We start from the raw sequence: 22,183 nt of genomic DNA, 5'->3' as shown, positions 1-22,183 counted from the left end.
ATCCTTTGATTTGCACGGCTTTTGTGCCATTCCACCTTTTCTTCACACAGCGTGTCGTCTAAAAAGGCCTGTCCTCTAAAAAACTGGCCTATGTTAAAACAAGCTTTTATTCGCGTTCTGTGACAATCACGTAAAACACTGATGATTTATTGGGCATCTCTAACAACCAGCGAAATCGTAGGCATGAAAAAGGCGATTTTTTAAAACCGCCTTGGATCGACATGCGCATTAATTTAAAAACATTTCATGGCTATAAATGACTTCATGACCATTCCAATAAATATAACCTTTATCCAATAATTCTTTGAGTAATAAACGAATATCAGATTGCGGGAACATTTCACTCAGCACATCACGTAGCGCATAAATATCTTTGGGTTTTTGCGCATTTAACAGGTTAAGTTTTTTAATGACTTCCAACTGTACGGGGTCAACTTGCGCAAAGTTGCGATATAAATCCAGTACTTGTATATCAGAATCCCCTACTGATTGTTCTTCGCCTGTAGGTTTATTTAGCTGGGCCATAGCGTCACTTAAATTGCTCACAGGTGCAACCGATTCCGTTTGCTCTAAATCCAGTTTTAGCCACTGTTTGAGTATCTTTTTACGGAAATTCACCTGCTCATCATAGCGCTTTACAATTTTCAGGTTAATCAACATTCCCACCAAATGCTGTGCTTTTTCTGGCAAAACTTGCAAGATGTTTTCAACTGAATTTCTCAGTGCTTCAACCGTATTTGGCTTACCTGTCATTTTACCTAAAGCATCGCAATATTTTTTCACCAATTGCAAATGTGGTTTCGCCTTAATGGTGCTTACACTCGGCAAATGATGCGGTTCGCTGTGAGTGGCAGGTATGTCTTCTTGAATTTGAATTAAGCTACATGAAATATCTGCATTACTCAGCATATCTAATAGCATTTCGCTACTGTCCATCGCCGAGATAATTTCGACATGACTGTCTGACTCCAATAAAGCCATTAATTGCCCAACCACAACAGCATATTCAAATTCTTTTTGCGCCGCACTTGGCGTGTCTAGAATAATAATCTTCCCACTGCTGACCCAGCTTGAAAATTCGGTTAAATCCTCAAGCGAATATTCAAAATATCCTTTGCAATTCAATAGATATAAAACAGGATAATGTTCAATAATTTCGCGCAACAGACTGGCCGTTGGCATATTATTTTCTAAATCAAGCAATACGGCTTTGGAACTCATAATCAGAAAAATCGTGCAGGAATTTTATTCAGATGCGCATTACAGCGGTACATACCGCAAAGGTCAAGCGATCTTATTCAGGAATTGTAAATCATCATGAATTTAGCAAATGCAATGTCAAACACACAGAAGCGTTTTCCATTGAAAAACGCGCATCTATGATATTTATTCGCATTTATCCAGTATGTATCTGGCCATTAATAGTGTGGTGGGCGATTGGTCATTGGATCGAAGGCTGCAATTCCTTCAGATAAATCTGCAGACTCAACGCGCTGGTAAAGTAGCTGCATCTGCTTCTTTAAATTAGCTATTTCCACCGATTGAAGTGCGACTTGATCATTCAGTTGTTCAACTAAATCGTCTAAAAATGCAATTCGGACTTGCAAATCTTCAATGGGTGCGGAAAATGACGCCTGATTATCCAAATTCTGTTGTTTAGTCATTTTAAGTCCTCATTTGAGATTTTCAGGAAACATTATGGCCTATATTACTTTAAGGGATGTCCAACTAGCGTTTGGTGGACCTGCCTTGCTCGACGGCGCGAATTTTAACTTAGAACGCGGCGAACGAGTGTGTTTGATTGGCCGTAATGGTGAAGGTAAGTCTACTTTACTTAAACTGATTGAGGGAAGTTTATTGCCCGATCATGGTGAAATTGCGCTACAAAACGGCATCACCATTTCGATGTTGACGCAAGATGTACCCATGTCATCAGGTAAAGTTGCAGATATCGTTGCCGAAGGTGCGGGTGAAGCAGCCGCAATTTTAAAAGCCTACCATGAAGCCAGCGAATCATGTGTACTGGGTGATATGGATGCTTGCGAACGCATGGGCGAATTGCAACATCAAATGGATTTACATGATGGCTGGTCACTTGAAACTAAAGTGAATGCCATTTTAAGCAAAATGGGCCTAGACCCAGAGGCAGACCTTTCAGACTTATCTGGTGGTCGTAAACGTCGTGTGCTCTTGGCACGTGCTCTATTAACACAACCTGATGTGTTATTACTCGACGAACCAACCAACCATTTGGATGTTGAAAGCATTGAATGGTTAGAAAAGTTCTTACTCGATCAAAACAATTTAACTTTATTGTTTATTTCGCATGACCGTGCATTTGTCGACAGTCTAGCTACACGTATTGTTGAATTAGACCGCGGTATTTTGCGTAGCTATGAAGGTAACTATTCACGTTACCTCGACCTCAAAGCACAGCAAATGGAAGCTGAAGAAAAGCAAAATGCACTGTTTGACAAACGCCTAGCTGAAGAAGAAGTCTGGATTCGCCAAGGCATTAAAGCGCGTCGTACGCGTAATGAAGGCCGTGTTCGTGCTTTAAAAGAACTTCGCGAGCAATCCAAAGCACGTCGTTCACAACAAGGTAAAGTGACGATGGCGACGCAAGAAGCGAGTCGCTCAGGCAAAGTGGTATTCGAAATTGATAACCTAAGCGTACGCTTTGGCGACAATGCACCAATTATCAAAGATTTCTCTGCATTGGTATTGCGTGGCGATCGTATTGGCTTAGTAGGTGATAACGGTGTGGGTAAAACAACACTGATTAAAGCCATTTTAGGCGAGCAAGAACACACTGGCGTGGTAAAAACAGGTACGCAACTTGAAGTGGCATACTTTGACCAATTACGTAATGCACTTGATCTTGAAAAATCAGTAAAAGATAACGTATCTGAAGGTTCTGATCATGTCGATGTAAATGGTAGCCGTCGTCATATTTACAGCTACTTACAAGACTTTTTATTCTTTCCAGAACGTGCGCGTACGCCAGTAAAAGCACTGTCTGGTGGTGAACGTAACCGTATCTTATTGGCTAAACTCTTACTTAAACCATCTAACCTCATTGTGATGGATGAGCCAACCAACGACTTAGATATGGTGACCTTAGAGCTGCTTGAAGAAATGCTCGGCAACTACAAAGGCACTTTGTTGTTGATTTCGCATGACCGTGCATTTATGGACAACGTTGTGACCTCTACATGGGTATTTGATGGTAAAGGCACCATTGATGAATATGTGGGTGGTTATCAAGATTATTTAGAGCAACGTCCAGATCAAACAGTGGTTGATCAAAAAAGTGCTGTAAAAAAAGCCGTAGCTAAAGCGGAAGCTGCAGCCACTGCTCCTGCAAAAAAAGTGAAGTTGAGTTATAAGGACCAACGTGCACTGGATCAACTCCCTGCCGAAATTGAAGCCTTAGAGCAAGAGCAAGCACAGCTTTCTGAAAAGCTTGCAGATGGCTCTTGGTTTATGAAAGATGCAGATGCAGCGACTCAAGCTTCACAGCGTTTGGCTGAAATTGATGATCTGATGTTAGAAAAAATGGAGCGCTTAGAAGAATTGGAAAATATGACCAAGTAATTCTACGCACACAAAAAAACGCCACTTCACGTGGCGTTTTTTTGTGAACTGAAAAAGCGATCTTCTAACAGCACATTTTGCTTCAAAATAAGCCTTAAGATTGCATTAAGATGATGGACATCTCGCATTCACTTTAACTTCAACCAATCCACTGATTTGGCCCAGCCTAGGACCCGTATGCATTCAAAAGACTTTGCCAATACCGTGTATGTGGTCAAAATTTTATCTTGTGCCATTATCATGGTTTTACTGGCATTAATTTTTGATAAAGACAAAGACACCAATTTCTTTTTATGGGGCTCATTAACTGCATTTTTCACCCTGCAATATGACTTAAAACAAAAAAATTAACTTTAACCAAGTCACGGGCAATTTTATTGGCTCAGTGGTCGGAATTATCATTTGGATTGCCATGTCCAAAGCCAGTTTTTTACACCTCTATTATATTAATTTGGAATACTTATTTTTGGTGATCGGCATTACCCTCACCACCATTATTTGCGTAAGCTGTAAGGCCAGCCAATTTACTGGCATTGCATTATCGAGCTTTTTGATTGTCACCGTGTACGACGTTGGTCACCACACAATTGATGGCGCATTATTAAGAATTGCCTACTGCTTGATTGGCTGTCTTGTCGCTTTTTTAATTGAAAAAATTTCCTTAGCGATTTTGAGCAAAATATCACATCTTAGTTAAATACATATTGAAAAGAACCTGATTGGTGATTCTGACTTCAATCAACTTTGGTTTTCATCCCAAAGCTTGCTATGGTGCAATGCAGAATGCTGAAAAAGGATGGAAATATGCACATTCGTGATCAAATTGTCTTAGTGACTGGTGGTGCACGTGGACTCGGTTTAGCCATTACACAAGCACTGATTGCAGAAGGCGCAAAAGTGGTGGTGAACTATCATTCAAGCCAACACACAGCGGCGCAATTGATGGCACAGCACCCAAAGCAAGTATTTGCAGTGCAAGCCGATGTGACCAACAAAGCCGAAGTTGAACGTTTATTTGCACAAGCTAAAGCACACTTTGGGACAGCCATTCATTCCGTTGTTAACAATGCTTTGGTACATTTTGAATTTAATGGTGATGCACGCCCAAAGCTAGAAGACCTCACTGCTGAAGGCATGACGCGCCAATTTGATGGCGCTGTATTGGCTGCACTCTATACCACACAAGCAGCCCTTGCCGATATGAAACAAGCAGGCTTTGGCCGCATTGTGAATATTGGAACCAATTTAGTCCAAAACCCTGTCGTGCCTTATCATGACTACACCACCGCCAAAGCTGCATTATTGGCTTTTACCCGTACAGCAGCGCAAGATTTGGGCCAATATGGCATTAACGTCAATATGCTATCAGGTGGTTTACTGCAAAGCACCGATGCCAGCAAAGCAACGCCAGATTTTGTTTTTGACTTAATTGCATCTTCTACCCCGCTACGCCGTGTAACCACACCAGACGAATTTGCCGCTGCGATTCTCATGTTCTTATCACCTTATTCACGTGCGGTAACAGGTCAAAACCTCATTGTTGATGGTGGCTTAGTCAAAGGTTAAAGCAAGTCGCTATTTTCAACCTTGTGTGCAGGTTGAACTTTCTCTTTCAATTCAGCTTCATGCTAAACTGAATCCTATATTTAACCTGCATACCCTTCTTTTTTATGAGCCAACAGCCAGATTACCAACCCGGTGAATTTCAGTGGTCCTTTTTATTGCCCCAATATTGGGGAATTTGGATTGGCATTGTATTCCTGATGATCTTGGCCATTTTGCCTTGGGCCATTCAGCACCGTTTGGCCAAAATCTTGGGCAATACAGCATTTAAACATTTAAAGTCACGTCGTAAAACAACGCTACGTAATTTAGAAGTTTGCTTTCCAGAATGGTCAGCAGAAGAAGTTCAGCACAATGCTCGTCAAGTTTTTATCGATCAAATGATTGGCATATTTGAAACCCTCAATGCATGGTATAGCCCGCAGTGGTTTAAAAATCGGGTGAGCATTGAAGGTCTAGAGCATCTGCAACAGGCTCAAGCCGAAGGCAAAGGCGTATTACTCTTAGGTACGCATTCTACGTTGCTCGATGCAGGTGGTTATCTATGCGCTCAATATTTTGAACCCGATGTGGTGTATCGCCCGCAAAATAACCCACTGCTCGACATGCTGATTTACCGTTGCCGTAGTACCATTTATGCCAACCAAATTGATCATGACGATATGCGTGGCTTAATTCGCAATTTAAAAAATGGCCATGCCATCTGGTATAGTCCAGACCAAGATTTTGGACTCAAACAAGGCGTGATGGCACCGTTCTTTGGTGTTCCTGCTGCCACGGTTACGGCGCACCGTCGCTTGCTTAAAATTTCAAAATCAGTGGCTATTCCACTGTATTTTTACCGCACAGGTGATATTAAAGATCCGCGCTATCATGTTTTACTTGAGCCGATTGTAGACAATCTACCGAGTGAAGATGAAGTCGAAGATGCAATTCGTGTGAATAAAATTATTGAAAATCAGCTTCGTATTGCGCCCACTCAATATATGTGGTTTCACCGTCGCTTTAAAAGTCGCCCAGAAGGCTACGACGAAATTTACTAAAACACTTACCTTGATCAGTAGAGAATATTCATGAAAGTCATGCAGCTCTTACCCGAATTAAACAGCGGTGGCGTAGAACGCGGCACCTTAGAAATCGCGCGTGCCTTGGTTGCAGACGGTCATGAATCTTTGGTGGTGTCGCATGGTGGGCGTTTAGTCAACCAATTAGAAACGGAAGGCTCTAAACATTGCACTTTGGCAATTCATAAAAAAGCGCTCTCTAGCCTGTGGCAAATTCGTCCATTACGTCAGCTCATTGAAGCAGAACAACCAGACATTCTACATGTACGCTCACGTGTGCCTGCATGGCTGACACATTTTGCGCTCAAAGGTATTCCTGCACATAAGCGTCCGCACCTGATTAGTACAGTGCATGGCTTTTACTCGATTAATCGCTATAGCCAAATTATGACGCAAGCCGAAAAAGTCATTGCGGTATCGGACAGCGTGGTGCAGTACATTCAGGATAATTACAAAAACTGTCCCCCCCAAGATATTGTCAGAATTTTCCGCGGTATTGATCCTGTGGCCTTCCCACATGGCTACCAACCCTCAGCCCAGTGGATGATCAACACCTATAAAGATTTTCCACAATTGGAAAATAAATTTTTAATTTGCTTACCAGGTCGGATTACCCGCCTCAAAGGACATGAAACCCTAATTGATTTGATGCAACAACTGCATAGCCAATATCCACAGTTACATGCAGTGGTTGTCGGTGGTGCAGATCCTAAAAAGGCAGCCTATTTAGAAGAAATGCAAAACACCATTGCCACGAAAGGACTCACCGAGCACATCACTTTTGTGGGTCATCGCTCAGATATTCGTGAATGGCTGGCATTAATTAATGTGGTTTTATCTTTATCAAATCAAGCCGAAACTTTTGGTCGCACCGCACTTGAAGCCCTGTCTTTAGGTACGCCCGTTATTGGCTGGAAGCGTGGCGGTGTTGCAGAAATTTTAAGCCGTTTATACCCACAAGGTCTGATTAATGTAGATGATCAAGTGGCATTAATACACGCCATTCAACAACACATTGACACGCCACAACAGGTCGCAGAAGTCACAAGCTTTAGCTTAAAAGAAATGTGTGATCAAACTTTAGCGCTGTACAAACAAGTTGTTCAGGCTTCAAACTAACAAGCTCATAATCATCAAAAGCCGACACATAGCTGTCGGCTTTTCATGGTCTGATGGCTTTCAAATAGGGTCTTCGTTAAAAAAGCAACCTTGTTTCAACTACCCAAAAATCTACCCACGCCAAACGCGATAATACGCACTCAGCCAAATTAATAAGGGCATCAGGCTCATGTGGAGTATATTCCGTACACTTTCAGTGACACGCCAGTAGCCACGTTCTAAAATATCGTGCCGTGCCCCAAAGAGTTCCAAGGCCAAAGCCAGTCCGAGCACAGCCCAAATGGCATAATGTGATTTCAGTTGCCGCTGATGACACAGTGCAATCACAAAGAAAATAACCAACCCTAAATAAATATGACCTGCATCGGTCGATAAATGTGCCCACTGCTGAAAAGATATCAACCCTGTGCTCAGGCTCTGCATTGCCATACTCCATACTCTTATTTTTGTGTCGTACTTTTTTTCGAGCTTATTTTAAGCCGCAGAGATGACATAAGAAATACAGACTATCGATCTATTCTGGATCGATAAAAATGGGATGTTTAAAGCACAAAGCATGTGAATGCCGATAATATTGTACATAAAGCAAAGCCCGAGTTTTGCATCCTGCATAACTCGGGCTGATGAGGTTGTGCTTTCACAAGTTTTATTATTGTTTTTTTTCAGTGGCGTTCCTTTCCTGCATCATATCCATGATGACTTGATCCAATCGGCGTTGTCTTCCATAGCTGGGATGATCCATTCCCGATTCCTTTTGCCGATGAAATTAGAATATGTCAATACGTTTAAACTGACCATTCGTCAGAGTCCTAAAGACTTGTAAGCCATTTCCTACATCGTGTATAGCGCCAGTAAAATATCCGTCGACTGTAGCTGTTTTTGAACTGCATCTTAAACCGCCCAAATCGTGTTTTATGGCTTATAGTCCTGTGCAATTTCATCCGTCACAGGCTTTTCCTCACGCTCTGCTTTTTCAATCCCCTCCTGAATCGCTTCTTGTGCTTCCGCTTCGTCATCATCGGTTTGTGTCAAAGACTCTTGCACATGTTCGAACGCCCGGCCCGTCTGAAGGACGACATATACAGGAAAATGATCTGAACCCACATGTGTTACGCGTTCCATGTGGACCAAGGCAAAATCAGTACTATGAAAAATATGATCTAAAGACCAGCGTAAAAATTTATAATCCGCGTGAAAGGTATTGATATATTTACGACCAACACGCGGGTCAAGCAACCCACTAATACGCTGAAATAACCGTGTTGTTCGCGACCACGCTACATCGTTTAAGTCTCCCATCACAATACAGCTTTCATCTAAATCTTTAATTTGATCACCCACAATTAGCAACTCTGCATCTCGCAACGTGGAGTCTTTGGCTTCGGTTGGGCTCGGTGGTTTGGGATGCAAGCAATACAGTTTCACTAAATTGCCTGACCGTAATTGCACGGTGGTATGAATGGATGGAATTTCATCGCTCAAAATGAATTTAACTTCAGTGTCGCGCAAAGGCAGACGACTATATAAATGCATGCCATATAAATTATCCAGTGGGACAGGCACTCGATACGGATAGTCTGCCTCAATGGACGATAAAGCATTTTGCCAAGTTTGATCAGTTTCTAAGGTCAGCAATAAATCGGGTTGATATTTCTGTACTTGCTCAAGCAATAAGTGATATTGAGTATTCGGTGTCAGCACATTTGAAACCAAAATCGAAATTTGCTGTTCGGGATTGAGCTCCGCCTCCGTCACTTGCTTGACTTGTTTTTTCCACAAGAAAGTATATGGCAGCACCATTTTGAGTTGATATGCTATTGCTGCCATTAGCAGTAATAAAATCACGCTACGACTCAGCGCCCAAGGCGCAGGCCAAAACATTAGTAAAAGCCATGCAATTGCACCTAATGCTAGAAGTTGTAAACGTGGAAAATCTGCACCACGAAACCACCATTCATCACGTGGAATCAAGGACCAAAAGCTAAGCCAAATAACAATTAGGGCCAGACCCTCTATCCAAAACATCTACTGCACTCCTTATATTCTAATTTTTTTATTCATTTATAAATTAATATCAATTTTGCATGTAACATAAACAAGATATATTGCACAATATAATTGCTGTTTTGATTATGCAGCTATTGCAGTTGAGCACCCTTTTGGTACACTCAAACCCCTTTTAATTTTTTAACGCACCGAGGCAAAGTGACATGAAAGTAGGTCTGGTCGGTTGGCGCGGGATGGTTGGTTCTGTCCTTATGCAACGTATGGTTGAAGAGAATGATTTTGCTCATTTTGAGCCGTTCTACTTCTCTACCAGTAATGCAGGTGGTGAAGCCCCTGTATTTGGCGGTAAGACCGCCCCAGCACTTATGGATGCAACAGACATTAATAGTCTGAAGCAAATGGATGTCATTATTACTTGCCAAGGTGGCGACTATACGACTGACGTTTTCCCTAAGCTAAAAGCTGAAAACTGGGCAGGCTATTGGATTGATGCCGCATCTACCCTTCGTATGGATGATGAAGCAATTATCGTACTTGATCCAGTAAACTTAAACGTCATTAAAGACGGCTTAGTGAACGGTACAAAAACATTTGTGGGCGGTAACTGTACCGTTTCATTAATGCTTATGGGTTTAGGCGGTCTATTCCAAAATAATCTTGTGGAATGGGCAACGTCAATGACTTATCAAGCCGCTTCTGGTGCTGGCGCGCAAAATATGCGTGAGCTGATCACTGGTATGGGCTACTTGTATAACAATACTAAAGATTTGTTAGATGACCCACGTTCACCAATTTTAGACATCGACTCTAAAATTGCACAATTACAACGTGGCGAAGGGTTCCCATCTGCAAACTTTGGTGTGCCTTTAGCAGGTTCATTAATTCCTTATATCGACAAGCAACTTGAAAGCGGTCAATCGAAGGAAGAATGGAAAGGTCAAGTTGAAACCAACAAGATCTTAGGCAATCAACAAATTGTTCCTATTGATGGTCACTGTGTTCGTATTGGCGCAATGCGTTGTCACTCTCAAGCATTAACCTTGAAATTGAAAAAAGACGTACCGCTTGATGAAGTTGAAGACATATTACGTAACGCCAACCCATGGGCGAAAGTTGTACCAAATACACGTGAAGCTTCAATGACTGATCTAACACCTGTAGCTGTAACAGGTACATTGTCTGTTCCTGTTGGTCGTTTACGTAAGCTCAATATGGGTAAAGAATATCTAGGTGCATTCACTGTTGGTGACCAATTACTTTGGGGTGCTGCTGAGCCTTTACGTCGTATGCTTCGCATCTTAATCGATTATAAAAATGCTTAATCAACATTGTTGTTTTTAAGCTGAAAAAGCCGGTCACATTTGATCGGCTTTTTTTCTGTACTAATCTTGTTAATGTTTTACAATTCTTAAACATCCCGTTAATCTATTCACTTTAAACACCGCGCAATTTGAATTGAGCTAAAAATTAAGATGACTGTCTATAACAAATTAAAAATCGCCATTTTAGCTATACTTGCATCACAGCCTTTGCATGCCATTACGATTGATCCGATTCAAATTCAATCTGCGCCTGGGGAGCTGTTATATGCCGAAATCAACTTTCGTCAATCCGATTCAAATCAGCCTTTGCAAGCCAGCCTAGCCAATGCTGAAGACTTAATGCGTATGGGTGTAGGCCATCAACCTCCAGGCCATTTAAACTTTTTTACTCGTCGAGACAGCGCTGGCAACGGTGTCATTACCATTACTTCGTCACGCCCAATGACCGATGCAGAACTCAACATTGTGGTTAAAGTGACCGAAGGCAATGCCATTCGCCTGCAACACATTAAAACACCATTAAAACGCAGTGCGGGACAAAATCCCTCTCTCGCCAATCTCAGTCGAAATGAACGACCACTGGCCCCTTTGATCATTCGTAATGAAAATGAAATTGGTCTGAATTTACCCGTCAGTACGGCCTATACAGCAAAAACACCCAATTCAATCCAGAAAAATGAAGCACCACTAAGCATTAGCCGCGCTACACCACCAAGTTTAAATAACAGCAGTACACCAACTTTAGCTTCAGTTACACCAGTGGCTCAAGCTTATGCAGTTCCTGCGCCCATGGTCAAAGCGGTAGCCCCAGTCACACCAATTTCCCCAGTACAAAAACAGACTGTTGCATCTGCACAAGCACCTACACCTGCGCAAACTGTAACCAAACCTAGCAATACGGCTGAACAACCAGCAACAAGCGTAGCAGCAAAGCCAGCAACAAGCATGGCAGCAAAGCCAGCAATGGGTCAGGTGTCTCAAGATCCATTGGTTAAGCAGTTTGCTGAAGCCAAAGCCGAGCAAAAAACCGCTCCAGCTACACCAGCACCAGCACCAGCACCAGCACCAGCAAATGTAGCACCCGTGAGCAAAAGCCCAGTATCTGCGCAAACACCGCCACCAGCCAAAGCAGAATATGTGGTGCAATCAAATGAAACCCTTTGGGGTATTGCATCGCGTTTAGCGACTGCGCAAAACCGTCCAATTGACGAAGTGATGAAGCAAATTAAAGCCAGCAATGAACATGCCTTTATTCAGGGTGACTCTAACCGCTTACGCCGTGGTGTAGCGCTAAATTTAAACAGCACTGCACCAAGTAAAGAACAACCGAAAGTCAATGCAGCAGCGCTAGCAAAAATTCCATCTGCACAATCAGGTAAAGCTAAATATCGCCTGAATCAAGCTGAAATGAGCCTGATTTCAGAAAATGAGCGCGATTCTGCTCATACAAGCGCCAACAAAAACACAGAAAAAAACCAAACTTCGGACAAGTTGTCATTAAAAATTATGACATCGCGTGAAAAAACCGTTAAATTACAGAGAAACGTAACGCAATTAGAATTGGCGCTAAATCAGAAGGATCAAAGAATTCAATTATTAAATACTCGCTTAGCACAGCTGGAAGAAAAACTGAAAGCACAACGCGCTGCGAAGAAGCCAATACACTAAAAATTGCAACATGAAGATTTTAAATGGATGAGTTCACTGAACCAAAGCTCTATCCACAAGGGGTTAAAATATGCTGATTTATGTGATTCCATTAGTGATTGTCGTGATTGCTTTGGTATTTTTAAAAAAACGTCAAAGTGCACAAGAATCAGATAAAGCGAATGCACAAAAGGCTAAGGCAAAAAAAGCAAGTTCATCCGCTAAAATTGCCCCAAATCGTACACAAGCTGTAGAAGCGGCAGTAAAACCGACAACGACGGCTTTAAACGATGACACGCGTAAAAAAATTCAAAGTTTAATTGATGAACGTAATTTCTTTTCAGCTGAAGCACAAATTAATCAGGCACTGAAAAAAGATAATACCCAACACGAACTTTATTTGTACTTGCTCGACATTCATATTTTACAAAAAGATGAATTTGCAATTAGTCAATTAATTAGTCATGTTCGCTCACTTGAACTTGATGACATCATTGCACAAGCCGAAGCAAAACAAGCAAACTTCGACAAAGCACAAAATAAAACTGTAGATACTATTGCCTTTACAAGCCCTACAGAACCAGCAAGTGCTGCAAAACCACAAGCACAAAATACTGCTGATTTTGATGCTTTAATGGGTAGCCCTTCAACTGCACCTGAGCCAAAAAAAGAAGCGACTCCAGCGCCAGTTGTGGCTACACCCGCTGTAGAAGAAATCAAACCTTTAGACTTCAACTTGTCATTTGATTCTGTAGCAGCTAAACCTGCTGAAGTGGTTGCTGAAAAACCTCAAGAAGCACAAACGCTTGACTTTGCAGCACCAGAAGTTGCACCTGTAGCGAAAGTTGCTGAAGCAGCACCAGCAGCTGAAATCAAACCACTCGATTTCTCTTTAGACTTTGCACCGCAAACAAGCCCTGAAGTTGCACAGCCAGAACCGACGGCTGAACCAGCACCTTTAGACTTTTCGTTTACGACAGAAGAACCTGCTACAGAAGCACCAAAAGCAGAACCACTCAGCTTTGATTTAAGCTCAATTGGTGCTCAGCCAGAAGTAGAGCTTGCACCTACTGCACCAGCATCTACAGGCGTGAGCTTCGACATTAGCCAAGTGAGCACACCTGCATCAAGTACAGATCAAAATGATCCATTGGTACAGTCATTTCCAGAACTTTTGGACAGCAATGAAATTACGCTCAATCTAGAATTAGCAGCCCAATACATCCAATTAGGTGCATTTGATGCCGCGCGTGAAATTTTAGAAGAAAAAGAAAGCGAATACACTGCTGAACAAATTGAGCAAGTCAAACTGTTACGCAATCAAATCGCTTCTTAATAGAAATCGATTTAAACTAAAGCAGTCTCCATGACTGCTTTTTTTATGATGAAAAAAATAGCCTTAATCTATATGGGTGGTACTTTTGGTTGTGTCGGTGAACCGCTCAGCCCAATGCCTGCAGCGGAATTTATTCCCCAACTACAACATGTTCTGCCCTTACATGTACATATCGATTGTTTTGTTGCACCAGTCATCCGTGATAGCAGTGCATGTACCGCACCTGATTGGCTGTTACTGATCCAACAGATTCAAAGCTTACAGTTACAGCATTATCAGCATTTCGTGATTATTCATGGTACAGACACCCTCAGCTATGCGAGTGCAGTCTTGGCACGATTTATTGCCCAATCTGCACATGTTATTTTGACAGGTAGCCAATATCCTTTACTGAACGTACATGGAACGGATACGCGCGAATTTACCGATGCAATTTCTAATCTAAATTTTGCTTTAGATCAGGTCTTACAAGTTGAAACTGGGGTTTATTTAGCATTTCATCACAAGCTCATTCATGCTTCCACAGCCCTTAAAACACATACTACAGAGCTCGATGCCTTTAGTGGACAACTCAGCGGACTAGCTGTCAATACCGTACCCACAGATGCACTGATTGTACAGACAGCCCATATTGAAAAAGCTCGTGCATTCAATTGCATTAGTTTAATGCTACAACCCGTTGGCGTCGCACAGCTGGAATACAACTTAAAAGCACTGTCTGCTCAGCCCCCTCATGTGTTGATTCTGCAAGGTTTTGGTACAGGAAATATTGCCGTCAATGATCAAGTCGTGGCGCAAATAAAGTACATCCAACAACAAGGCTGTGCTGTCATTCTGACCACCCAAGTTCCATTTGGAGCAATCGATCAACGCTATGCAGTCAGCCAGTGGGTGCAAGATGCCCAGATTCTTGTCAGCAATTGTGCCGGCCATGCAGATCTATATGCAAAAGTCTTACAAATGTATTTACAATACGACGCCATAGAACAATGGCATGCCCATTGGTAACATTGATATAGACTGAGGTGAGTATGCAGCGTTTTGCAGTGGGAATTGAGTTTAATGGTTCACAATATCGTGGCTGGCAAACTCAACAGGCAGGTGTGATTAGCCTCCAAGAAACCATTGAAAAAGTACTCAGCACAGTCGCAAATGAGCCAATCGCACTGCATGGTGCAGGACGTACGGATGCGGGTGTACATGCCACCAATATGGTTGCCCATTTTGATACCCATGCAATACGTAGCATTCATGGCTGGATTCGTGGCTGTAACAGCCAACTCCCCAAAGACATTTCAATTCAATGGGTACAAGAAATGGACATGGACTTCCATGCCCGATTTAAAGCACAAGCACGCCGCTATCGCTATGTCGTCTATAACCATCCTGTACGTCCTGCTTTACTACATAAGCAAGTCACCCACATACATGCACCACTAGATGTTGCCAGCATGATCCTGGCTGCCAGCAAGTTTGAAGGCACGCATAATTTTGAAAGTTTTCGTGCTGCTGCCTGCCAATCAAATCAGCCAGTTCGTACCGTCAGTCACTGTCGTTTAATTCAACATGGATGCTATTTGGTCTTAGACATTCAAGCGGATGGCTTCTTACATCACATGGTCCGTAACATTATGGGCTGTTTGTTAGAAGTGGGCCAAGGCATGTATAGCATCGATCATATCGATACAATTTTTGCTGCCGAAGATCGTTCAGCGGCAGGCGTGACTGCTCCGCCCGACGGTTTGTATTTCATTCATGCAGATTATCCTGAGCAGTTTCAGCTTCCTACAGCGCCACTTGGCCCGCATTGGCTAAACATGCCTGAATAATATGTACTTTTTACTGGTTCTGCCCTTAAAAGAAGTAAAAAATGCTGTCCAAAAATCCATTCGCACGAGTTTATTGAGTGGGTGCACCATATAAAAAATCCCTCCATTCAGGAGGGATTTCATGCGTTGTTTTTAAGATTTAACGTTGCTTACGCTTACGATATTCCACTGGGGTTTCGTTAGTCCAACGCTTAAATGCGCGGTAAAAGGTACTTGGCTCCGAAAAGCCGGTTAAGTACACAATTCGCTCAACACTTTCATTGGTATTGGCCAAGAGTTTTTTCGCTAAACGACAACGGTAATCCGACAAAATCTGCTGAAAGCTAGTATTGGCCTCTGAAAGCTGGGTACGTAAACGACGTGGCGTAATATTTAGCTGTGCAGCCACGGTTTCTAAGGTTGTTTCACCGCTTTCTAAGGTTGAACCAATAGCACGACGTACCTCACCCACCAAATCATAGCGCGCAAGTTCTTGCAGTTTTTCGATCGCAAGTTGTTCATGTAACTGTAAAAGCTCAGGTTCAGCTTGCCACAGTTGATAATCTAAAATAGCAGGGTCAAAATATAATCGTGTTTCTTTTTGCCCTAAGCTCACTGGGCATTCATAAACACGGAAATATTCATCATCCGGCGCGCCCTGACTAAAATTAAAGTCGATATAAATGGGCTGGAAACGCCCTTCAGTAATAAACTTAAAAAAGCGCAATACACCCGACATCGCACATTCAGAAAAATGACGATTAACGATATTTTCTGCCCAAGGCTGATGACCATTGGTTAAATAGCAACGATCATCCTCTATGACCAGTTTGGCATGAAAAGCATCACTAATTAAGCGCTGATAGGCCAATGCACGCTTGAGACCTTCACCAAAATTTTCTGATGAAATAAACAGGTGCTCAATCACCTGCCCGCGGTACAAAGGAAGGTGTTCACCCAGATGTAAACCAATATCTGGATCTTTGCTGACTTCTTCAGCTGCCACCCAAAACGCGTACTGCGCACTTAAAGGTGTACGATCATTGGCTTCAACCTGCTTCAGTGCAACACCAGCTTTGGTTAAAATATCTTCCGTCGGCAAACCCGCACGACGAATCGCTTGGTAGCCCAACCGCAATACTACGGATGCATCAGTTAGCTGACCCACTCAAGAACCTTCCTTGTATGTACTTCATTTATACTCAAATGCTTAATTTTAGATTAACTGTGATTGACCAAACTGACAACTATTCTACAAACATTTTTGTTGAAAAAGTTTAACCGCACTGTTCGCTTATTTTACTTGCATCTGATTATTCTGACGGCCGTTTCATCTTGTTTTATGCAAAAAAATTGACTATAATTTGCGCCTTGCTAATTTATTCATTCAGGTAGGCTATGGCCAATAAAGAGGAACTCATCGAGTTCGAAGGCGTTGTCACCGAGACGCTTCCTAATACTATGTTCCGTGTACGTTTAGAAAACGGTCATGAAGTGATTGCTCACATCTCTGGTAAAATGCGTAAACACTATATTCGTATTTTGACTGGCGACAGTGTTAAAGTAGAAATGACACCTTATGATTTGACTAAGGGTCGTATCACTTATCGTGCACGCTAAGTTTTAGCGAAGCAGAAAAAGCCACATTATCATGTGGCTTTTTTTTATGCAATCGATAGAATACCCCGTATATCAAGCAGACTTAGTTCAAAGCACTGCTTTTACAGCCAATGGTCTTGCATTCACGTAAGCGCTCTAACAACCAATGATTACGCTCCTGTGTGGTTTCTAGACGGCAATTCACATTTACGCCTGTATCCGTCGTACAGTTTGCATCACGCTCACGAATCCATTGCAGTTGAGAACGCTTTAGCGTAGTTTTTTGCTTGTCTGATAACTTAGCCCGCAAAGCCTGATAATTCTTATTTAATTCAGCATCAGCACTGGCATAGACTTTATTGGTGCAATAGATATCATCGTAGGTATTACGCGCACTGTCGCAATTGTCTGCATTGGCATAGCTGGTCAGAAGCAATGCGCCAAGCAATAAGATCTTTTTCATTTTATTCATCCAAAATCATTGTTTTTATCTTATGGGATTCACCTACACGCCATTTTTAAATCGCTTGTAAGATGCCTATTCATTTTAAAACATGCCTACAATATGGCGTAAGAAAAAAATTGTATCTTCATTCCACTTCAAGCATCGTAGCTCATTCAAGTTAACCGTTTATCAAATCACTACATAGTTATTGTGTTCAACTCCATACACTGGTTTGCAATTAGTCAGCATGAGATATGCTTATGAATTTTAAAATGACCTTAGGCCAATGTGCGCTTGCCTCTGTGCTTTTTGGCTGTGCCAGCACCCCTGTGATGAATGCGACTGAGCGAGAAAAATACTTAGCACAATTTGTGGGTCAAAGTAGTAGCTATATTCAAAGCCATTTAGACTTAGCCAAACTTGGCTATCAAAATGCCACTGCCCCATTCGTACAGCAAAATACATTAAGTTATACCGTGATTCGGCCGATTAGCATTCCTATTCCAATGGCACAGAATCCTGCCTTAGGTGCAGGTGCCGGGACTGCAGTGCCTATTCCAACACAAAGCTATGATGCAAGTCTTCAATGCGAAATTCGTTTTCAACTGCAAAACCAAATTGCGACTGCGGTACAACTCAGCGGACGCACCTGTTAATGGGTATTAAACGCCCTACTCCCCCCAATGATGTCCATAAAAAAACCGAGTCTCTAGACTCGGTTTTTTAAGATCAATAGAACTTAGTTCAATGCAGCTACAACTGCTTGACCCATTTCTACTGTACCCACTTTATTCATGCCTTCAGACATGATATCTGCTGTACGTAAGCCTTGATCCAATACCGAGCCTACTGCATCTTCAATGGCTTTTGCTGCAGCTTCTTCACGGAATGTATAACGAAGCAACATGGCTACAGACAAAATAGTTGCCAATGGGTTTGCAAGGTTTTGACCAGCGATGTCTGGTGCAGAACCGTGGCAAGGCTCGTACATACCTTTGCCGTTTTCATCCAAAGATGCAGATGGCAACATGCCGATAGAACCCGTTAACATCGCAGCCTCATCAGACAAGATGTCGCCGAATAAGTTAGAGGTTACAATCACGTCAAATTGTTTTGGTGCACGTACCAATTGCATTGCTGCATTGTCTACATACATGTGTGACAAGTTAATTTCTGGATACTGCTCTTCTTTCAATGCAGTCACTGTTTGTTTCCAAAGTTCAGTCACTTCAAGTACGTTGGCTTTATCTACAGAACATACTTTACCACCACGTAAGCCCGCCAATTCAAAGGCTACTTTTGCAATGCGCTTGATTTCAGACTCTGCATATACATCAGTGTTGAAACCTTGCTTCTCACCATTTTCTAATTCACGGATACCGCGTGGCTGACCAAAGTAGATACCGCCAGTTAATTCGCGAACAATTAGAATGTCCAAGCCAGCTACGATTTCAGGCTTCAGGCTTGAAGCATCCGCCAATTGCGGATACAAGATCGCTGGGCGCAAGTTTGCAAAAAGGTTAAGTTCGCTACGTAGTTTTAATAAACCGCGCTCAGGACGAATTGAACGTTCAATCGTATCCCATTTAGGACCACCTACCGCACCAAGCAGTAAAGCATCTGCTTTTTTGGCTTGTTCAGATGTCACTTCTGGGTAAGGTGAACCATGCGCATCAATTGCCGCACCACCTAATAGACCTTCTTCCCAAGTCAAACCTAAATTGAATTTTTCATTCACTCGGGTAAGCACTTGTTCTGCAGCTTTTACAATTTCAGGACCAATGCCGTCACCCGGTAAAATCAAGATATGTTTTGACATGAGTTTTTCCATTTTATGTGCCAATTATACGTGGCAATTGATTACAATTTTTTCTCTACAAACTCACCAAGCCCCGTCAGGACATTGTAGGGTTTGCAAAAACGTCGAATAGTTTTCTGTTCCATTTTCAAATCTACACACAAAGGATCTGGCGCGGAGGCCTCTAACAAGCTCGCTTTGTGTTTGGTTCGATCACGGTACATCGTTAAGGTATAATTCGCTTTGGGTTTAAACGCATGAATCACGTGTAAACGCTCAGCTTTATCAGGCGATATCGGGTAAAACCGAACAACTACTTCATGCTGAACAGGAGTCACTGAAAGATAAACCGCATTCGGCTCTTTCAACGATTTTCCCTGTATACGCACAATACCCGCCTTGATTGCTTCACGCTCAAGTTCATTATGCTCTTTCATAATGAAGGTCTGATCTAAACGCTCAAACTGACAGCTTTCTGTACCTGCACAATAAATAAGTGCATTATTTTGCGTACTTGCAGATTCTTTTATATTTTGAACCTGTATTACCTGAACGCTTTGGCAAGCGCTCAACGATCCAATTATCGTGAGCCCTACTGCCATGTGTGTGAGTAACTTTTCCATGTCTGAACCCAGTATAAATCTGACATTTGTATATTGTTATGCCTAGATATTAGCAAGAGTTCAGCATGGTGACTATGCATTCGTCACTTCAATTGTTAAGCTTTTACGTCTGCAAATACCCAAGGGCGTGATGCTTTGGTTTTAGCTTCATAAGCTTTGATATCATCAGCGGCTTGTAAAGTTAAACCAATATCATCCAAGCCATTCAATAAGCAATGCTTACGGAACGGATCAACTTCAAATTTAAAGCTTTCGCCATTTGGCGTACGTACTTCTTGCGCTTCTAAATCAATCGTTAACTGATAGCCTTCCGATGCAGCACATTCTTTAAATAACTGATCGACAATCTCTTCAGACAAGATCACTGGCAACATGCCATTTTTAAAGCTGTTATTAAAGAAAATATCTGCATAGCTTGGTGCAATCACCGTACGGAAACCATACTCTTCCAATGCCCACGGCGCATGCTCACGGCTTGAACCGCAGCCGAAGTTCGCACGTGAAATTAATATGCTTGCACCTTGGTAGCGTGCTTTGTTCAATTCGAAATCTGGGTTAATCGGTCGTTTTGAAATGTCTTGACCTAAATAACCTTCGTCTAAATAGCGCAATTCATCAAATAAGTTTGCACCAAAGCCAGTACGCTTAATCGATTTTAAAAACTGTTTTGGAATGATTAAATCTGTATCGACATTGGCACGGTCTAAGGGTGCAACGATACCTTGTTCAACGGTATATTTTTTCATGCTGTTTGCTCCTATTAGCCCAAATTAAAACGAACGTACGTCAACAAAGTGACCCGCGATTGCAGCAGCAGCTGCCATTGCTGGGCTCACCAAGTGGGTACGACCGCCATTACCTTGACGACCTTCAAAATTACGGTTTGAGGTTGATGCACAATGTTCGCCTGGCTGCAATTTATCTGCATTCATTGCCAAGCACATTGAACAGCCTGGTTCACGCCATTCAAAGCCAGCTTCGATTAAGATTTTGTCCAAGCCTTCAGCTTCCGCTTGCGCTTTTACCAAACCTGAACCCGGAACAACCATCGCTTGTTTGATTGTGCCTGCAACTTTTTTGCCTTTGGCAACTTCAGCTGCTGCACGAATATCTTCAATACGTGAATTCGTACAAGAACCAATAAATACACGGTCTAATTGGATATCAGCCAATGCCTGACCTGCATTTAAACCCATATAGCTATAAGCACGTGTCCAGTCATTACGCTGCACGTCATCTTTAGCCTGATCTAAAGTTGGAACAGCTTGAGATACAGGAATCACCATCTCAGGAGAAGTTCCCCAAGATACTTGCGGCTCAATCTCTTCACCTTGCAATACAACCACTGTATCGAAGTGTGCGCCTTCATCAGATACCAAAGTATTCCAATATTCTACTGCTGCATCCCACTGCTCGCCTTTCGGTGCATAAGGACGGTCTTTTACATATTCAATGGTTTTTTCATCGACAGCGACCATACCAACACGCGCACCGCCTTCGATTGCCATGTTACATACAGTCATGCGGCCTTCGATCGACATATCACGGAAAACTTGACCGCCAAATTCAATTGCGTGACCTGTACCGCCCGCAGTACCAATTTTACCAATGATGGCTAAAACCACATCTTTTGGTGTTACGCCTTGACCTAATTTACCGTCAACACGTACCAACATGTTTTTCATTTTCTTTTGAACTAAGCATTGGGTTGCCAATACATGTTCAACTTCCGATGTGCCAATACCGTGCGCCAAGCAGCCAAATGCACCATGTGTCGCAGTATGCGAGTCACCGCAAACAACCGTCATGCCCGGTAACGTCAAACCTTGTTCAGGGCCAACCACGTGAGCAATACCTTGACGTACGTCATTGATGTCAAACTGCGCAACATTAAAAGTTTTACAGTTGTCATCCAAAGTTTGTACTTGGATACGTGAAGTATCATCTTCAATACCCGCAATACCTTCAGCACGTTCCTTAGTAGAAGTCGGTACGTTGTGGTCAGGTGTCGCAACGTTCGCGCTTAAACGCCAAGGCTGACGACCTGCAAGCTGTAAGCCTTCAAATGCTTGCGGCGATGTTACTTCGTGCAATAAATGACGGTCGATATACAGTAATGAAGAGCCATCATCTCGTTGTTTTACTAGATGGTCATCCCACAATTTGTCATACAATGTTTTTGCTTTTTGGGTTTCGCCTGCCATGTCGATTTGCTCCACTGGACTGGGTAAATTCTTTCATTAACATTGATTATA

23 protein-coding genes are annotated in these 22,183 nt (G+C 42.4%); 13 read left to right on the top strand and 10 right to left on the bottom strand.

Annotation, left to right across the window (positions count from 1 at the left end):
• Positions 1–228: 228 nt before the first annotated feature.
• On the bottom strand, positions 229–1,221 hold the full coding sequence (locus tag HYG93_RS04035) for a hypothetical protein (protein WP_178961878.1): 993 nt from the start codon (positions 1,219–1,221) through the stop codon (positions 229–231).
• A 197-nt stretch (positions 1,222–1,418) separates the two neighbouring features.
• Complete coding sequence (locus tag HYG93_RS04030; RefSeq protein ID WP_106985396.1) at positions 1,419–1,664, bottom strand: SlyX family protein; 246 nt, start codon at positions 1,662–1,664, stop codon at positions 1,419–1,421.
• 34 nt (positions 1,665–1,698) lie between these two features.
• On the opposite strand from HYG93_RS04030, the gene HYG93_RS04025 reads away from it, so the two are divergent.
• From HYG93_RS04025 to HYG93_RS04005, 6 genes are all read left to right on the top strand, one after another.
• Complete coding sequence (locus tag HYG93_RS04025) at positions 1,699–3,597, top strand: ATP-binding cassette domain-containing protein (RefSeq protein ID WP_178961876.1); 1,899 nt, start codon at positions 1,699–1,701, stop codon at positions 3,595–3,597.
• 177 nt (positions 3,598–3,774) lie between these two features.
• Positions 3,775–3,948: a hypothetical protein gene (locus HYG93_RS19300; protein WP_256733382.1), complete on the top strand. Its 174-nt coding sequence runs from the start codon at positions 3,775–3,777 to the stop codon at positions 3,946–3,948.
• A gap of 61 nt (positions 3,949–4,009) precedes the next feature.
• On the top strand, positions 4,010–4,294 hold the full coding sequence (locus tag HYG93_RS19295; RefSeq protein WP_256733381.1) for a hypothetical protein: 285 nt from the start codon (positions 4,010–4,012) through the stop codon (positions 4,292–4,294).
• Between the two features lie 107 nt (positions 4,295–4,401).
• The gene (locus HYG93_RS04015) at positions 4,402–5,163 is read left to right on the top strand and encodes a 3-oxoacyl-ACP reductase (protein WP_106985393.1); all 762 of its coding nucleotides are present in this window, start codon (positions 4,402–4,404) and stop codon (positions 5,161–5,163) included.
• A gap of 104 nt (positions 5,164–5,267) precedes the next feature.
• Positions 5,268–6,203, top strand: a complete 936-nt coding sequence (locus HYG93_RS04010) for a lauroyl acyltransferase (protein ID WP_106985392.1) — start codon at positions 5,268–5,270, stop codon at positions 6,201–6,203.
• A gap of 30 nt (positions 6,204–6,233) precedes the next feature.
• Positions 6,234–7,343: a glycosyltransferase family 4 protein gene (locus tag HYG93_RS04005; protein WP_106985391.1), complete on the top strand. Its 1,110-nt coding sequence runs from the start codon at positions 6,234–6,236 to the stop codon at positions 7,341–7,343.
• A 111-nt stretch (positions 7,344–7,454) separates the two neighbouring features.
• On the opposite strand, the gene HYG93_RS04000 is transcribed toward HYG93_RS04005, so the two are convergent.
• Positions 7,455–7,772, bottom strand: a complete 318-nt coding sequence (locus HYG93_RS04000) for a hypothetical protein (protein WP_106985390.1) — start codon at positions 7,770–7,772, stop codon at positions 7,455–7,457.
• A gap of 483 nt (positions 7,773–8,255) precedes the next feature.
• Positions 8,256–9,368 (bottom strand): endonuclease/exonuclease/phosphatase family protein, encoded by a 1,113-nt coding sequence (locus HYG93_RS03995; RefSeq protein WP_106985389.1) that lies wholly within the window; start codon positions 9,366–9,368, stop codon positions 8,256–8,258.
• A 185-nt stretch (positions 9,369–9,553) separates the two neighbouring features.
• Between HYG93_RS03995 and asd the strand changes: the two genes are divergently transcribed.
• The 5 genes from asd (at position 9,554) to truA (ending at position 15,484) form a co-directional block, all read left to right on the top strand.
• The gene (gene asd / locus HYG93_RS03990; RefSeq protein ID WP_120364368.1) at positions 9,554–10,672 is read left to right on the top strand and encodes an aspartate-semialdehyde dehydrogenase; all 1,119 of its coding nucleotides are present in this window, start codon (positions 9,554–9,556) and stop codon (positions 10,670–10,672) included.
• A 150-nt stretch (positions 10,673–10,822) separates the two neighbouring features.
• Positions 10,823–12,340, top strand: coding sequence for a hypothetical protein (locus HYG93_RS03985; RefSeq protein ID WP_120364367.1), 1,518 nt, complete (start codon positions 10,823–10,825; stop codon positions 12,338–12,340).
• Positions 12,341–12,410: 70 nt separating this feature from the next.
• Positions 12,411–13,655, top strand: coding sequence for a fimbrial protein FimV (locus HYG93_RS03980; RefSeq protein WP_120364366.1), 1,245 nt, complete (start codon positions 12,411–12,413; stop codon positions 13,653–13,655).
• 48 nt (positions 13,656–13,703) lie between these two features.
• The gene (locus HYG93_RS03975; protein ID WP_171406260.1) at positions 13,704–14,663 is read left to right on the top strand and encodes an asparaginase domain-containing protein; all 960 of its coding nucleotides are present in this window, start codon (positions 13,704–13,706) and stop codon (positions 14,661–14,663) included.
• 23 nt (positions 14,664–14,686) lie between these two features.
• Positions 14,687–15,484, top strand: coding sequence for a tRNA pseudouridine(38-40) synthase TruA (truA, locus tag HYG93_RS03970; protein WP_120364365.1), 798 nt, complete (start codon positions 14,687–14,689; stop codon positions 15,482–15,484).
• A 139-nt stretch (positions 15,485–15,623) separates the two neighbouring features.
• On the opposite strand, the gene HYG93_RS03965 is transcribed toward truA, so the two are convergent.
• Positions 15,624–16,631 (bottom strand): AraC family transcriptional regulator, encoded by a 1,008-nt coding sequence (locus HYG93_RS03965; protein WP_117006825.1) that lies wholly within the window; start codon positions 16,629–16,631, stop codon positions 15,624–15,626.
• Positions 16,632–16,861: 230 nt separating this feature from the next.
• Here HYG93_RS03965 and infA point away from each other — a divergent pair, with 230 nt between their 5' ends.
• Positions 16,862–17,083, top strand: a complete 222-nt coding sequence (infA, locus tag HYG93_RS03960; RefSeq protein ID WP_001284370.1) for a translation initiation factor IF-1 — start codon at positions 16,862–16,864, stop codon at positions 17,081–17,083.
• Between the two features lie 82 nt (positions 17,084–17,165).
• On the opposite strand, the gene HYG93_RS03955 is transcribed toward infA, so the two are convergent.
• Positions 17,166–17,525, bottom strand: a complete 360-nt coding sequence (locus HYG93_RS03955) for a lysozyme inhibitor LprI family protein (RefSeq protein ID WP_121531067.1) — start codon at positions 17,523–17,525, stop codon at positions 17,166–17,168.
• A gap of 242 nt (positions 17,526–17,767) precedes the next feature.
• Here HYG93_RS03955 and HYG93_RS03950 point away from each other — a divergent pair, with 242 nt between their 5' ends.
• The gene (locus tag HYG93_RS03950) at positions 17,768–18,163 is read left to right on the top strand and encodes a hypothetical protein (RefSeq protein WP_117006827.1); all 396 of its coding nucleotides are present in this window, start codon (positions 17,768–17,770) and stop codon (positions 18,161–18,163) included.
• Positions 18,164–18,246: 83 nt separating this feature from the next.
• Here HYG93_RS03950 and leuB read toward each other — a convergent pair whose 3' ends face one another.
• The 4 genes from leuB to leuC form a co-directional block, all read right to left on the bottom strand.
• Complete coding sequence (leuB, locus tag HYG93_RS03945) at positions 18,247–19,326, bottom strand: 3-isopropylmalate dehydrogenase (RefSeq protein WP_106985406.1); 1,080 nt, start codon at positions 19,324–19,326, stop codon at positions 18,247–18,249.
• Between the two features lie 41 nt (positions 19,327–19,367).
• On the bottom strand, positions 19,368–19,928 hold the full coding sequence (locus HYG93_RS03940; protein ID WP_106985382.1) for a hypothetical protein: 561 nt from the start codon (positions 19,926–19,928) through the stop codon (positions 19,368–19,370).
• Positions 19,929–20,023: 95 nt separating this feature from the next.
• Positions 20,024–20,674: a 3-isopropylmalate dehydratase small subunit gene (leuD, locus tag HYG93_RS03935; protein WP_106985381.1), complete on the bottom strand. Its 651-nt coding sequence runs from the start codon at positions 20,672–20,674 to the stop codon at positions 20,024–20,026.
• A 24-nt stretch (positions 20,675–20,698) separates the two neighbouring features.
• Complete coding sequence (gene leuC, locus HYG93_RS03930) at positions 20,699–22,132, bottom strand: 3-isopropylmalate dehydratase large subunit (RefSeq protein WP_106985380.1); 1,434 nt, start codon at positions 22,130–22,132, stop codon at positions 20,699–20,701.
• Positions 22,133–22,183: the final 51 nt, after the last annotated feature.

It is taken from the genome of Acinetobacter sp. SwsAc6 (genome assembly GCF_013391565.1).
GTDB lineage: Bacteria > Pseudomonadota > Gammaproteobacteria > Pseudomonadales > Moraxellaceae > Acinetobacter > Acinetobacter cumulans.
This window is presented reverse-complemented; position numbering and strand designations above follow the sequence as displayed.

Bases quoted from the DNA above. Each gene is read 5' to 3' on its own strand.
- leuC (WP_106985380.1), bottom strand. From the start codon at position 22,132: ATGGCAGGCGAAACCCAAAAAGCAAAAACATTGTATGACAAATTGTGG.
- HYG93_RS03940 (WP_106985382.1), bottom strand. From the start codon at position 19,928: ATGGAAAAGTTACTCACACACATGGCAGTAGGGCTCACGATAATTGGA.
- leuB (WP_106985406.1), bottom strand. From the start codon at position 19,326: ATGTCAAAACATATCTTGATTTTACCGGGTGACGGCATTGGTCCTGAA.
- HYG93_RS19300 (WP_256733382.1), top strand. From the start codon at position 3,775: ATGCATTCAAAAGACTTTGCCAATACCGTGTATGTGGTCAAAATTTTA.
- asd (WP_120364368.1), top strand. From the start codon at position 9,554: ATGAAAGTAGGTCTGGTCGGTTGGCGCGGGATGGTTGGTTCTGTCCTT.
- HYG93_RS04015 (WP_106985393.1), top strand. From the start codon at position 4,402: ATGCACATTCGTGATCAAATTGTCTTAGTGACTGGTGGTGCACGTGGA.
- HYG93_RS04025 (WP_178961876.1), top strand. From the start codon at position 1,699: ATGGCCTATATTACTTTAAGGGATGTCCAACTAGCGTTTGGTGGACCT.
- HYG93_RS03950 (WP_117006827.1), top strand. From the start codon at position 17,768: ATGAATTTTAAAATGACCTTAGGCCAATGTGCGCTTGCCTCTGTGCTT.
- HYG93_RS04030 (WP_106985396.1), bottom strand. From the start codon at position 1,664: ATGACTAAACAACAGAATTTGGATAATCAGGCGTCATTTTCCGCACCC.
- truA (WP_120364365.1), top strand. From the start codon at position 14,687: ATGCAGCGTTTTGCAGTGGGAATTGAGTTTAATGGTTCACAATATCGT.
- HYG93_RS03975 (WP_171406260.1), top strand. From the start codon at position 13,704: ATGAAAAAAATAGCCTTAATCTATATGGGTGGTACTTTTGGTTGTGTC.
- leuD (WP_106985381.1), bottom strand. From the start codon at position 20,674: ATGAAAAAATATACCGTTGAACAAGGTATCGTTGCACCCTTAGACCGT.
- HYG93_RS04005 (WP_106985391.1), top strand. From the start codon at position 6,234: ATGAAAGTCATGCAGCTCTTACCCGAATTAAACAGCGGTGGCGTAGAA.
- HYG93_RS03980 (WP_120364366.1), top strand. From the start codon at position 12,411: ATGCTGATTTATGTGATTCCATTAGTGATTGTCGTGATTGCTTTGGTA.
- HYG93_RS03995 (WP_106985389.1), bottom strand. From the start codon at position 9,368: ATGTTTTGGATAGAGGGTCTGGCCCTAATTGTTATTTGGCTTAGCTTT.
- HYG93_RS19295 (WP_256733381.1), top strand. From the start codon at position 4,010: ATGTCCAAAGCCAGTTTTTTACACCTCTATTATATTAATTTGGAATAC.
- infA (WP_001284370.1), top strand. From the start codon at position 16,862: ATGGCCAATAAAGAGGAACTCATCGAGTTCGAAGGCGTTGTCACCGAG.
- HYG93_RS04035 (WP_178961878.1), bottom strand. From the start codon at position 1,221: ATGAGTTCCAAAGCCGTATTGCTTGATTTAGAAAATAATATGCCAACG.
- HYG93_RS04010 (WP_106985392.1), top strand. From the start codon at position 5,268: ATGAGCCAACAGCCAGATTACCAACCCGGTGAATTTCAGTGGTCCTTT.
- HYG93_RS03985 (WP_120364367.1), top strand. From the start codon at position 10,823: ATGACTGTCTATAACAAATTAAAAATCGCCATTTTAGCTATACTTGCA.
- HYG93_RS03955 (WP_121531067.1), bottom strand. From the start codon at position 17,525: ATGAAAAAGATCTTATTGCTTGGCGCATTGCTTCTGACCAGCTATGCC.
- HYG93_RS04000 (WP_106985390.1), bottom strand. From the start codon at position 7,772: ATGGCAATGCAGAGCCTGAGCACAGGGTTGATATCTTTTCAGCAGTGG.